General features: G+C 38.9%; 8 protein-coding genes. 5 read left to right on the forward strand and 3 right to left on the reverse strand.

What is annotated here, in order from left to right; all coding sequences use genetic code 11:
• Positions 1-97 precede the first annotated feature (97 nt).
• From M0M44_RS10990 to M0M44_RS11010, 5 genes are all read left to right on the forward strand, one after another.
• Positions 98-1,900, forward strand: a complete 1,803-nt coding sequence (locus tag M0M44_RS10990) for a hypothetical protein (RefSeq protein WP_248729789.1) — start codon at positions 98-100, stop codon at positions 1,898-1,900.
• 2 nt (positions 1,901-1,902) lie between these two features.
• Positions 1,903-4,857 (forward strand): T9SS type B sorting domain-containing protein, encoded by a 2,955-nt coding sequence (locus tag M0M44_RS10995; RefSeq protein ID WP_248729790.1) that lies wholly within the window; start codon positions 1,903-1,905, stop codon positions 4,855-4,857.
• 433 nt (positions 4,858-5,290) lie between these two features.
• Complete coding sequence (locus M0M44_RS11000) at positions 5,291-5,608, forward strand: hypothetical protein (RefSeq protein WP_248729791.1); 318 nt, start codon at positions 5,291-5,293, stop codon at positions 5,606-5,608.
• Positions 5,609-6,803: 1,195 nt separating this feature from the next.
• On the forward strand, positions 6,804-8,879 hold the full coding sequence (locus tag M0M44_RS11005) for a fibrobacter succinogenes major paralogous domain-containing protein (RefSeq protein ID WP_248729792.1): 2,076 nt from the start codon (positions 6,804-6,806) through the stop codon (positions 8,877-8,879).
• A 320-nt stretch (positions 8,880-9,199) separates the two neighbouring features.
• Positions 9,200-9,328 carry a hypothetical protein gene (locus tag M0M44_RS11010; protein ID WP_338030087.1) on the forward strand — a complete coding sequence of 43 codons (129 nt, stop codon included), beginning with the start codon at positions 9,200-9,202 and terminating at the stop codon, positions 9,326-9,328.
• A gap of 628 nt (positions 9,329-9,956) precedes the next feature.
• Here M0M44_RS11010 and M0M44_RS11015 read toward each other — a convergent pair.
• The 3 genes from M0M44_RS11015 to M0M44_RS11025 all read right to left on the reverse strand — a co-directional run bounded on the left by M0M44_RS11015 (position 9,957) and on the right by M0M44_RS11025 (position 12,943).
• Positions 9,957-10,175 (reverse strand): hypothetical protein, encoded by a 219-nt coding sequence (locus M0M44_RS11015; RefSeq protein WP_248729794.1) that lies wholly within the window; start codon positions 10,173-10,175, stop codon positions 9,957-9,959.
• 285 nt (positions 10,176-10,460) lie between these two features.
• Entirely contained in the window at positions 10,461-11,453 is a 993-nt protein-coding gene (locus tag M0M44_RS11020; protein ID WP_248729795.1) for a hypothetical protein, read from the reverse strand.
• Between the two features lie 548 nt (positions 11,454-12,001).
• Complete coding sequence (locus M0M44_RS11025) at positions 12,002-12,943, reverse strand: DUF6515 family protein (protein WP_248729796.1); 942 nt, start codon at positions 12,941-12,943, stop codon at positions 12,002-12,004.
• Between the last annotated feature and the right edge of the window lie 14 nt (positions 12,944-12,957).

Raw genomic sequence — 12,957 nt, forward strand, 5'->3', positions numbered from 1 at the left:
CTGTGTCGGTAAAAAAAAACTGGAATGCAGGATGGCAGTTGTTTGAGTATCCAATAAAACCTGTTTTATTTTTGTCTTATTTTATTATTTTATTATTATGAATTATTTTAAGATCCTTTGTTTGTTTTTCTATTTTTTTTACGGTTCAAAAATTGATGGACAATGCAAAAGAGATACTTTAGAATATTCCGTAAATTCTCTTGATGGATCTTGCTATTCTAATGGGGTAATTACTGTGAGTTTCCCCGCTTCCTCATTATATTGTGGAGGCTGGGAGGCACGGATAGTCAAAACTACGGGAGGAGCGCCAATAATAAAGGCTGTTCCAGTATATGGCGGAGATGTTAATTTTACTTCACTGCCGCCAGGAAGTTATGAGGTTATTTTATCAAATGGAAATACATATCTTCCTTATTCTTCTAATCCAGTTTCTGTAAGCAGTAGCTATACTCCTCTAAATATTAATGTAAGAAGCACTGCTCCTTCCTGTCCAAATGATTCAATGCATTATGCAAAAGATGGAACTCTTACCGTTGATATTCCTACAGGAGGTATAGGCCCTTTCAAATATGAAGTTATCACATCTGCAGGCACACAAGTTTTTGTTTCTGCCGGTGGTTCATCTGAAGACAGAACCCATACTTTTTTTGGAATGCAGGGAGGTGAAACGGTGACTGTAATTACTACTGACTTAGCGGATAATTCTCCTGGATGTGCTGTTTCTGCTACTCGCAGCCATACTTTAGCCAATAATACATCTGTTCCTTTAGCATATGATTTTAGGGCATACAATTTTGTAAGGAACTCTTCTAATTGCAGTGAGGCAAAATTATTTGTAAATCTTACTGATTTGAGCGCTTCACAGCTTAGTGTTCTAAAGCTGCCTTCGAACGCTGTTATAATTATAAATGGGGTTTCTTATAATTTAAGCTGGAATCCAGCTTTTAATCGATTTTATTATGATTCATCGTTGGCAGGTTACCCTGCTTTGGCAGATGGCACGATGATTACTACCGTTTTTAATGATGGCTGCAGTGTGATAACCCGTACAAGCGCTGTGAGTATGGATGATACTTTTTTGGATGTTGGCTGCTCACCAGTTATTGATCAATCAGAATGTAAAGTCAAATATCAAATTCAGATTATCGGTGATCGGGATATAACAGTTGATGGCATGACCGATCGAGATGTTTATTTTTGCAGTCAAAATGCATTAATTTTTGAAGTAAGGGTTTCTGATTCTCCAGAGGTTTGGCGTGTTCTTAACGGTTCTGAAGTTGTTCCTGCGGCCATTTATCCAGCTGGAAATCCAATGAATGTTACTAATGGATCAAGTGGCGTAATGGCTTCTGCAAAAAGTTATTGGAATGTTTTTCAGACTGGAGTTTACAGGGTGACAGCATCTGATAACTGCCATAATGTTCAGAAACTATTTGAAGTTAGCGATAGTGATCCTTTTAGGGGGTTTTCTATTTCTGAATACCCCTCCTCCCTTCTTCAAGGCACTTCTACCATAAAAATTAAACAGCCCAATGCAAATTTTGAGGGGTCTGTTGTCATTAAGGTTTCTCGTGTTGATGGGCAGTCAGGCATGGCCATTAATCCGAATCAGCCTTACACGCTTGCAGGATCTTATGCTATTGATTTTCCTATTATTCGATCGGTAGCTTCTTCTGCGGATGCGGATTTTTTCATAAGTGACCTGCCTTTGGGGGATTATAATGTTGAGGTGACGTCCGGCTGCGGTTCTATTAACGGAATATCTAAATTAATGAAGGTGACTTTAGATCAAGCTGCCGATTATAATCCATATTATAATGTTATACAAGGCTGTGGGAATTCTCATAGAATAGATTATGATTTAAATCAGGGGTTAATGCCTATGGACGCAAAATTGTAGAATTGTTTGCCTCAGATCCATCAGGTGGTTTAGGTGCTCTTGTAGCCTCAAACAATTCTTCTAGCACACCAGGTTCTTGTTCAGGTTTTTTTGCAAATGTGCCTTCTGGAGATTTTATTATCCGTTATACAGATCTCAGTCCAGTGAATGGGCATTATAATCAATATTCTGCGGCATTAAAGAAAACTGGTCCTTTTGAATTTCAGCATCCTGTAAAAATCGCTTCTTATTCGAAAGGTAATGTTAAAGTATCAACAGCATTCTGTAGGCCAATTTCAAATGCAGGTGCTGTCAATGTAGAAATAACGGATGGAACTGTAATTTATCCATTAACTTTTAGTTTGTACGATGTTAACGAACCATCTGCTCCTCTGTTTGGACCTTTTACAGTTGCTAGTCCAGAATTATCCTATCAGTTCAATGAGATACCCTCTGGAGATTATTTTGTCAGAGCGGCAGATCAATGCTATAGTCTCGATACAGCTTTTAGTTTAAAAAATGTTAGTGGGCCTGATTTTAGCGTGCAGGCATCTCGATCAATAGTCTGTTCAAATAATCCAAGTGTAATATTATCTTTTAATGGCGCTGATCCCAGTTTGTATGATATCTGGTGGGAGGATTTCTTTGGGAATTTTATTGTTGAAGGTACAGAAATTAAACTTGCGCCAACAGTTAGCACTACTTATATTTGCCAACGTAAATTGAAAGATCGATTTTGTTCAACAAATCAAATAACAGGCCATTATTATAGAGTGAGGGTAACTCCTGAGCCAGATACTTCATTAAAGGTTTCAGATATTAATTGTGATCGGTTTAAACAAAGTAGTATAACGATTTATAATGCACAGGATAGCAGTTTTGAGTATGAACTTCTTGATAAAAATGGAAATTCTTTTGTTCCTTCAATTGTGTTTCCCGGAAATGGTTCAGACCTTAAGATTGCAATACCAGATAGTGTGCCTTTAAATTTAGGAGACCATATAAAAATTAAAGTATCAAATGGTGACGCTGGATGTACCGAAATTTTGACCGATGTTGCAGATGTAGTTGACACTGTTGGTCCAGATACACCTGTATTGTATGATGCTGAAGGGGAATGTTCTGTCACCCTTTCTGCTCCGACAGCTTACGATGCATGCTCTGGACCTGTCACGGGCATAACCGACGCAGTTTTCCCTATAACGTCCCTAGGCGCCACACAGGTGGTCTGGACATTTGATGATGGCAGGGGGAATATCTCCAGGACTGTCCAGAACGTTCTGGTGAAAGACACTTCGGCGCCTGTCGCGCCTGTATTGCCTGATGCTGAAGGGGAATGTTCTGTTACCCTTTCCGTTCCGGAAGCTTACGATACATGCTCTGGGCCTGTTACTGGTACAACTGACACAGTTTTCCCTATAACGTCCCTAGGCGCCACACAGGTGGTCTGGACCTTTGATGACGGCAGTGGGAATATCTCCAAGGCTGTCCAGAACGTTCTGGTGAAAGACACTTCGGCGCCTTTGACACCTATATTGCCTGATGCTGAAGGGGAATGTTCTGTTACCCTTTCGGCTCCGACAGCTTACGATGCATGCTCTGGGTCTGTTACTGGTGCAACCGACACAGTTTTCCCTATAACGTCCCTAGGTGCCACACAGGTGGTCTGGATATTTGATGACGGCAGGGGGAATATCTCCAGGGCTGTCCAGAACGTTCTGGTGAAAGACACTTCGGCGCCTTTGGCACCTATATTGCCTGATGTTGAAGGGGAATGTTCTGTTACCCTTTCGGCTCCGACAGCTTACGATGCATGCTCTGGGGCCGTTTCTGGCACAACCGACACAGTTTTTCCTATAACGTCCTTAGGTGACACACAGGTGGTCTGGAGCTTTGATGACGGCAGAGCTAATATCTCCAAGACCGTCCAGAATGTCCAGGTCCGCAATATTTATCAATTAGGAAAAGAGAAGACGATTTGTGATAATGGTGGTTCCGGATATAGGGTTATAGTCTCTATAGAAAAACATGGTTTTTTTAATATTACAGGTAATGGAGGGACAGGTATATGGAATGATAATGTCTGGACTTCTGATGTTATAGCTTCTGGGACTGATTACAATATTAAATTTAATGATGCCGCAGGGTGCTCAAGTTTTAATGTCCATGGTTCAGCGCCTTCTTGTTGCAGGTTAGAGATTGAGAGCCCCCCTTCAATAGCGATTAATTGTAAAGATAGTTTGGATACTTTTAGAACAGGGAAACCTATAATTAAAAATTCTTGCGGTCTAGTTAAAATTGATTTTGTTGATAGTACTGTATCAGAAGGATGCAATTCGTTTACCGGAAATCTCATAAGAGAATTTGTCGTGACAGATACAGATGGTAGTTCTGCAACTTGCAGACAATTAATTAAAATTACAGATAATGAGGCCCCTATATTTGAAGGAGATTTGCCTCAAGAGATATTTGTTGATAGCGAAAATATTCCCGAACCTGCTATTATATCTGCTGTAGATGACTGCGATGCTGCAAATGTTTCTTATAATGAAATAAAAGAGGAAGTTGATTCCTGCTTTTATAGATTGATTAGGACTTGGACTGCTGCTGACTCTTGCGGTAATGTTTCAGTATATAATCAAAAAATTAATGTTTCGCGTAATATTAAAGTATTTAATGGGCTTTCTCTAAACAGTGATGGTAAAAATGAAATATTTTACTTGGAAGGAATAGAATGTTACCCTTATAATTCTGTTGAGATTTTCAGCCGCTGGGGAAATAGGGTTTTTAGTATTGAAAGGTATGATAATAAAAAAAATGTTTTCAATGGTTTTTCAAATAGTAAAGGTACTATTTTCAAAAATGAGAAGTTACCAGCGGGCACTTATTTCTATATTTTGAAATATGATTTTAAGATTGACGGGAGTCATGATTTTAAAAATATTGAGAAAAATGGCTATTTGCATATCGTAAATTAAGTATTCGTACTGAGCAATTTTTGCGCTTCGATTATTATTTCTGCATTTTTAATCATTAAAGCAAAGCCAGTTAGCGAGATTAATAATTTGATTTTATTATAATTGAATCATTTGTATTGCCCTTTATGATTTTAAGAATTTAGTTATGGGATTTCATATCGAATTTTTGCTATAGTAGGATAAAACTCCTGATAAATGGATAATATAGTGAATGTGATTCGGCTTATAAAAGCAGTAGTGTATTTAGTATTTTTGTTTAGATAGAAATCAATGGAGATGAGATTAGAAACGGGAATCAGATAATTAATACCTTATGTCTTGGTCGGCATTTTAAGGATATTGAAAAAAACAAGGCCTTTTAACTAGAATGATTTGTAAATATTACGGTTAGATTTAAAGTTTTTATTTAATAACAGATAAAATTTGATAAGTTATGAGTGAGTTTTGGATTGAGAAAGCTTGTGGGGAATCAATTGATAATGCTTTGATTGCTCATGCATATGCCGCGATTGATCAGATAAAAGACATAAACAGTCTGCATGGCACTTTCTGGATAGGACATGTTGAAGAAGATTATGTTCTTGTGATACATAGGAGTATGCGATTATTTTTTATTTATGGAGAAAATCGGGATAAGCAGCTTATGATGTATGTTAAAGATTGGGCAGCAGTGAAATTATTGATCAAGAATTATTTTGCAAAAGATTTTAGTATTCTTAAAAAAGAATTTGATTTATATAAAGCGGATTAAAGAGTTTTATTGTTATTGAAAACGGCATTTGCTTTAAAAATAAATCATTCACTTTTGGCATTTCAATACAAATTGATGCCTTAATATTGAGAAGCCCTCGAACCAGAACTATGCTTTGACAAAAAGGAAATTTACGGACTCTTTTTTTTAAGATAAACTGTCCAATTAAGCTCTGAGAGGATTTGTTTTGGGTACCAGCGAACGAAATTTTTGGTAAGCGCCCAGGCAGCTATGCAGATGGATATTTAAGATTATATCAGCCGTAACGGAAGATTTTTCGAATCATTTTATTGGTGATTTGAATATGTTAAGCCCTGATATGCATGGCTATAAATGAACGATGCACAATGGGGAATTCCTTCTGATGCTGTCTTAGCTTTTGAGTTGAATCTTATGTTTTTGATGCCCATGCTATTAGGGTGCGCTTTGTTGTTGAACGCAAAATAAGACCAGTAATTTATTCTGTATCACAGGGCAGAATTCTATGAGGCACTTGGTCAGTTGGGCAAAAGAATATAACACCATTTTAACCTGATGGGTGTCATTTTAGTGCCAATGGCCAGCCAAAAGATCTTACGATTGGCATGCTGCAGTGTTTTGAAATTTCTTTAAATATAGGCAGTCAAATGGATTAAGTAAAAAGCAATGCGGTTTCGGTTATAGAAATTTATTGCTATTTGACAAACACTTAAATAAGATCTGATCAAGAATCATATAAAGGCTATATGCGATTATAATAATTATTTTTTCCATGCGCTATCGGTTCTGATGTATCATCTAATCAACAAAGAAAAGTTTTATGGGTATATCCTCACGAGCTGACTGGCTATCAAAAGATAGTAATTTGGGGGATTAGCAATATATTCTGCCGTTTGGGCTGCGTCTTTTGGCGCACTCTGAGTAGCATCGGTTAGAAAAGATCCTAAGTTTTCCATCTACAGTAGCGAAAGGGATCGTGCAGTTTGGTGTAATTTAGGTTAATTGCCCCCATTTTATTATTTTTCAAAACATTTTAAGTCCTGAAATCGAAGAGTATCAGAATTGATTGCCTCAAGTTAAATGCTATGTGGATAATGCTGATTTATAGGTCTTTGAAGTCTTGAAAAAAAACACTCAAATGAAATATTATTTTTTTTTATTTAGGTAAGAGCTTTTGAATCGTTTTTACTGATATTATAATTATTAATGCAATTTTATGAAAAAACATTTTACAGTGTTATTGCTTTCTGTTTCTGTATGTAGTTCTGCGCAAAGCAGTGCTGTAGGCACGCTTACTCCGGAAGCTTCTGCTATTTTTGAGGTAAAGTCTGTCAAAGGGGGTTTTTTGGCCCCCCGCATGACCCAGGCTCAGCGCGATGCAATCATTGCTCCTGCTGCAGGCCTTATGGTTTACAATACGGATGTAAACTGCTACGAGTTTTGGAACTCCAGCGAATGGTTTAATATGTGTGTGGACGGCAGATTGGACCCTTCGTCAAACGGCACGGCAAAGGTAGACGCTTATGACTGCAGCGGTGCCGGCGGGGGCACTCTGAATATGGGGATGGCTTCCACAGCGACGCAGGAGATTACCGTATCGGTAACGCGCAAAGGCTCCTATAATATCAGCACCGGCGCTGTCAACGGGGTTATTTTTAGCGATTCGGGCACTTTTGACAGTGCGGGTACAAAGGTGATCACCCTTACAGGATACGGCTCTCCGGCAAGCGCAGGAACCTATACCTATGCGCTTAATACTGCCCCTTCGTGCAGTTTTGACAGGACGGCGGTAAACGGCTCGCTGCTTGTCATATCCAGCCAGCCGGCCGCTCCCCCTGCAGCCTGTTCGGGAACAGGAGAGGTGGTTCTGTCTGTTGCCGTTTCCGGAACCACTGGGATTGCCTATGCCTGGAGGCGCAATGGCGCATTTCTGTCCAATGATTCTGTAATTTCAGGCGCAGCCACCAATACCTTAAAGCTGACCGGCCCCAGAACAAGCGATGCCGGGGATTACGATGTGCTTATAAGCGGCGATGCTGCATCGCCTGTCAGCTCTTCGATTGCAAAAGTTACAGTGAATGCCACGCCGACTGTTGTCACCGCAGAGCAGAAGATCTGCCTGCCAGCCACAGCCAATCTGACCCTTTCTGACGTAACACTGGGCAGCACTCCCGGATTAGCGTACAGCTATTTTACGGATGCTGCTGCCACTAGCGCTTTGGCCACGCCAAGTTCAGTTGGAACGGGCACCTATTATATAAAAGGCACAGACAGTTTTGGCTGTTTTGATATCAGGCCTGTTGCTGTGAGCACAAACAGCGTTGCTGTTGATGCCATTGGCGGGGGAGCCGCTGCGGTGACTGTGGGAAATGAAACCCCCGCTTTTACAGATGCAACTCCTGGCGGTACGTGGTCGATCGCCAATGGCACGGGGAGTGCTACTATTGACAGTTCTGGCATTGTTACGGGAGTTTCAGCCGGCACTGTAACTGTTGTTTATAGCATTGCAAATGCCGGATGTATCAGTGCGGCGTCAAAAAGCCTGACCGTTGGTGAAGGAGGGGTTATCCCCGGAAATGCGTTCTGTGCAGGAAAAAGTATTTCAAAGACATCCTGCATCGGTGTATCTGGAGCTGTTCTTAACGATGATGCTGCCACCACTGACGGGGTAGAATATGACTGGGCTTCTGCCGCCAGCAGTGTTTTGGGAGACGGTTTTGGGGCGACTACGGCTACGCGCGCTCTGGTTGAAATAGGGGGGCAGTGCTGGTCGCGCTACAATATGGATGTGGTGAACAGCAATGACACTCCTGCCGTTGGGGATGGCATAGACTGGGGATCGAGCGATTATTACAACAGTGCTGCAGGCGAGCCTGCAGCCAACGAAGGCCTGCTGTACCAGTGGTCGGCCGCAATGAACGGCAGCACAGCGGAGCGCGCTCAGGGAGTCTGCCCTTCGGGCTGGCATGTCCCTTCAGACTGCGAGTGGATGTTTTTAGAAAATAGCTTAGGTATGACAGTGGCCAATCAAGTAGCTATCGGAGTTAGAAGTTCGGGTACAGTTGGATCAGATCTAAAAATTGGCGGCTCTTCCGGGTTTTCGGCGCTGTTGTCTGGTCTCGGTATTTATGCGCCGGCTTTCGCCAATCGTGGTAGTTACGGTAGCTTCTGGTCATCGTCAGTTAGTGGTTCTGATGCGTTCAATCGCGACTTGAGCTCGTCTAACGCTTCTGCTAGCCGTTACGCGGGTCACAAAGCGTACAGTTTTTCTGTTCGCTGTCTCAAGGATTGATTTATTTGTCTCCGATTGGTGTTTAAAATCCTGCAATTTATTGCAGTACTTTAGTAAAATGCGATTTTTTTTTATCCCTAGTTTATGAGGGCAGATTTAAGAAAAGGCCCGCATGCAGCAAGCACCGATTAGCATGTAATGTTGTTTGGGCTGCTAAATATCATTTTAAAGTTTTGGAAGGGGATATTCAAAAACTGTGATGAACTTGTGGTTTAAATGTTAGAAAATTAGGCAATTGGTATTTTAAATGTAAGTTCAGATCATGTCCACATGCGTATAGAATATGCTTCTAGCAGAATGTTGGTGCGATTTTGAAAAGTTTGAAAGGAAGAACTTCACCAAGGTTACAAATGGAATTCCCAGAACTTCAGACGAAATATAGCGAACAGCATTTTTGGCAGCCGGATATGGAGTGTGGATTACGGGAAATTTCACTGATGAGAGGGTAAACGAATATTTGGAGCATCACCGAAGAAAAGATGACAGTGATAATTCAAATTTCATTCGGGGATGAAATAAAAAGAGGGACTTTCAACCCCTAGTAAACTAAACCTCTGCACTTTATTTGCAGAGGTTTAGTTCTTTTTAGAGTTAACAAATTTTATCGTTATTGTCTATCAGATGATTTTAGAAGTACACATCATCTGCTTACTGCTTTCAAATGTTAATGATTTAACTGATTTGTGCTGGCCTTGCATCCAAACTAGCCATTCATTTAATTGTCTAGTATCTTCTCTGCTATAAATAAGTCGAAATATTTTTCCTGAAAAAAAATCTCATGACGCTTGTGTGACTCTGTTTTATTGCAATTTTTTTTACAGTCTACGAAATTTTAAACAATCTGCAGAAGTCAGTCCCCATAAACAATAAGACTTGAACAAAAAATATATTATATCCAAACCCAAGATAAACCAAATAGCAGCTGAATTTGCACTTTAAAGTCTGGAAAAGAAAACTATTGGGGAAATAAAAAGTGATATTTCGTTATTTATTATAAAATTTTACAAGCGAAAAGATGCCTGTATAATTGGCATCTTTTCGCTTGTCATAATAAAAGGCTTAGTGATTGATTTAATGCTATTTTCCTGATGCTTTAGTGCCTTGATCGCATTTTTTTCCTTTTGCTCTGCATTTCGCTTTACATTTTTCGCTGTCAGAGGCACTCATTTTTTTAGCTTCTTTTTTGGAACAGCAGCTTTCTTTCTTTTCTTGTTCTTTAGACGCAGGTTTTGCTTGCTTCGCACTGATGATAATCGTAAGGAAAACTAAGGCTAAGAGAGTCAGTGTTTTTTTCATTTCTGTATGTTTTAAATTGTATTTAGCGTTTAACTCAAATATAAAATGAATAATGATCGCTAATTTTAAAAGTTGGTTAGTATTTACTTAATAAGAATCATATTTTTATCAGATAATTTTTGATAAAGGCTTTAAGTTTAGTGAAAATTCATATAGTGTTAAATTATTTAAGCTTTTTTAGATTTTGCCTAAGGTTGTGAGAGACCTTTAAGTATTTAAAATTCCAATAAAAAGAGAGAATTTCTATTCTCTCTTTTTTCTGCTGATTTATGTACTAATTCAAAATTATTCGGTGGTGCAAACTCCCGCATGAACAATTAGCCAGAAACTTCCATCTCCGCTATATGTTAAGCTGTAACTGTCTGTGGCAGTATTGTTTAAAGTGTGCTGGTTTCCATATTGCCCTGGAGCGGCTGTTGTAGGAGGACTGTCTGATAAGTACACATGTGTTTCTGTAAATGCTGTTCCGGCATGAGTGGCATTTATTGTTATCTGCACATTGCTGCCTTGAATGACAATTGTAACAGTTCCTGCCAAATATCCGTTATTGATATTGTTTTGGCCAGCTCCGGCATATAAGTTATAAGTATAAGTTCCGTTTGCGACATTGCTGTAAGAAGTGGCCCAACCCCATTTTTCAGAAAGCTGTAAGCTGTTGAAAGTGTTATTGCCAAACATATATGCCGTATCGCAAGTAGTTTCTACAGGAGGAGGTGTGTCGCAAGTTCTTAGACAGTAGTTAAAGTAAGCAGCCCAATTTTTCCCAGGGAATTTGATATCTCCTGCCCATCCAGTTTCTGTCGCTATGTCAGTTCCGTTTACGATGTTTTTCATGCTGGAATGTGCTGCAATAAATAGACATTTGTTAGCATCCAGAACGATTGCAGAAAGAGGAATTGTAAAAGTGTAGCTTTGTACTAATGGATTAAAAGATTTTTTATATGGAAATTGCCCAGGAACCGGGTTTCCATTTTGTAAAGGTACATTGGCATAAGGACCTACATATAAATGAAGTTCACTAAAATACCAATCTTGAAATGCAGTATAGGTTACGTAAAGATTTGCAGCATCATTTTCAATTAAAACTTTCCCAGCGTTGGTAAACTGGCCAGCCATAATGCTAATTGAAATTGGATCGCAGTTAGAATAAGTTCCTTTTGCAGTGGCAATGGAACTCTTCGGCTGTAAAGCTTCAGTCTGAATGTCTGTACTTACTGGTTCGCTGGTGCAATTGACAATCAGGAAGGCAAAAAAGATAAGTGTGATAAATTTTTTCATGGTAAAAAAGAATTTAAAAATTATTAATTAAGAAAAAACTAAAGCAATTTTGAAGTAGAAAATTTAATTTGCTATTTTCAAATTTTATGATTTATTTAACGCATTTCAAAAAATAGCCGTTAAACGAAATTGTTTCATATTCAAATTGCTAATTGTGCCTTGATAAAATGACTTTATGGCAATAATTAACCTTTTAAAGATTGTATATGGTTTCTTTTTGCTTACTCTAAGAAAAAAACAAGCCATCTTTTAGAGACCTTCTTTTCATTCTATTAAAATCTGTTTTTTATTTAAGTTGATGTTTTAACAAAAAACAAATTTGTTTTCAACAGTTGGCAGAAATTCAGATTCTATATTGCTTGGAGTTCGTGACATTCGGTTACTGTTTTTTCTGCTATATCTAAAAATCTAGTGTAACGGCAAACAATTGAAATAATTGACAATATCAATAATACAAAATTGAAACGTTTTTATTTTTTATGATTCATTGTTTTGAGCTTATAATAGATGCCTAGTCTGCGTAAAACTGGATAAAACAGCTTTTTAAGTTATTCTTTCTGAACCGAAACTACTTCGTATTTATCTTTTCCGTCAATTTGCACAGGCTGGTAATACGTTTCCCCAAATTTGATGTATTTTAAATCTCCAATTGCAACTTCTTCTCCTCCTTCTGGAAGCTTGTCTACAATTGTTCCTGCTGTAGGAGCAACTACTGTGTATTTTCCCCCGTCTTTTTCGTAATAGGTCCCTCCATAGTAATAATTATTTACCGTACCTGTATTGACTGTTTCTGCTCCGCTAGGAATGTTATTTACAGTTCCTCCAACTGGCGCGGGTACGGCAGTGTAGCCACCGTTGGTTGAAGTGTACCAAACTCCTTGATCATAATGATATTTATTGTTTTCAACACTGACAATGATAGCAGTAGTTGCGAGAGTTGCAACAAAAAATCCCCAAGGATGCCAAACTGGTCCCCAATAAAAGGGTACATAAGGACGTGGATAGTATGGATGATAGCAGTTGTATCTGTAACCGCCATAAACATACGGAGGACGCGCATAGGGTCTAGGCCCAGGTCTTACAACTGTATTACGATTGTTACGAACATGAACGCTATTATTTACATTAATATTGACATTATTTCTGTTTCTGTTTACAGTATTGCCGCTAATATTTGTATTTCTGTTGCCAACATTGTTTCTGTTTACGGTATTATTTGTATTTACCGTATTGTTTCTGTTGGAATTATTTGAGGGTCTGCTTATTTTAGTTACAGAGTTGTTTACTCCAGGCTTTGCTGTGCTAGGTCTGTCTGCATTTGGTCTGGACTGGTCAAATTGCCGTGTTGCTCCGTCTGCTCTTGGTTTATCATGTTTTTCTCGACGCGTATTTTGCTGAGCCTGGCCTTCAACTGACATCAAGAAACACCAAGCTAGTAAATAAATCAGCACCAATAGCTGTTTTTTTGCTGTATGAGGTAAGTCTTCCATAATTGTGTAATTTT

This window comes from Flavobacterium humidisoli, from assembly GCF_023272795.1.
In the GTDB taxonomy this organism is placed as follows: domain Bacteria; phylum Bacteroidota; class Bacteroidia; order Flavobacteriales; family Flavobacteriaceae; genus Flavobacterium; species Flavobacterium humidisoli.

What these genes read in the sequence shown, in the direction of transcription:
- M0M44_RS10990 (WP_248729789.1), top strand. Translation starts at nt 98, where the DNA reads ATGAATTATTTTAAGATCCTTTGTTTGTTTTTCTATTTTTTTTACGGT.
- M0M44_RS11000 (WP_248729791.1), top strand. Translation starts at nt 5,291, where the DNA reads ATGAGTGAGTTTTGGATTGAGAAAGCTTGTGGGGAATCAATTGATAAT.
- M0M44_RS11005 (WP_248729792.1), top strand. Translation starts at nt 6,804, where the DNA reads ATGAAAAAACATTTTACAGTGTTATTGCTTTCTGTTTCTGTATGTAGT.
- M0M44_RS11015 (WP_248729794.1), bottom strand. Translation starts at nt 10,175, where the DNA reads ATGAAAAAAACACTGACTCTCTTAGCCTTAGTTTTCCTTACGATTATC.
- M0M44_RS11020 (WP_248729795.1), bottom strand. Translation starts at nt 11,453, where the DNA reads ATGAAAAAATTTATCACACTTATCTTTTTTGCCTTCCTGATTGTCAAT.
- M0M44_RS11025 (WP_248729796.1), bottom strand. Translation starts at nt 12,943, where the DNA reads ATGGAAGACTTACCTCATACAGCAAAAAAACAGCTATTGGTGCTGATT.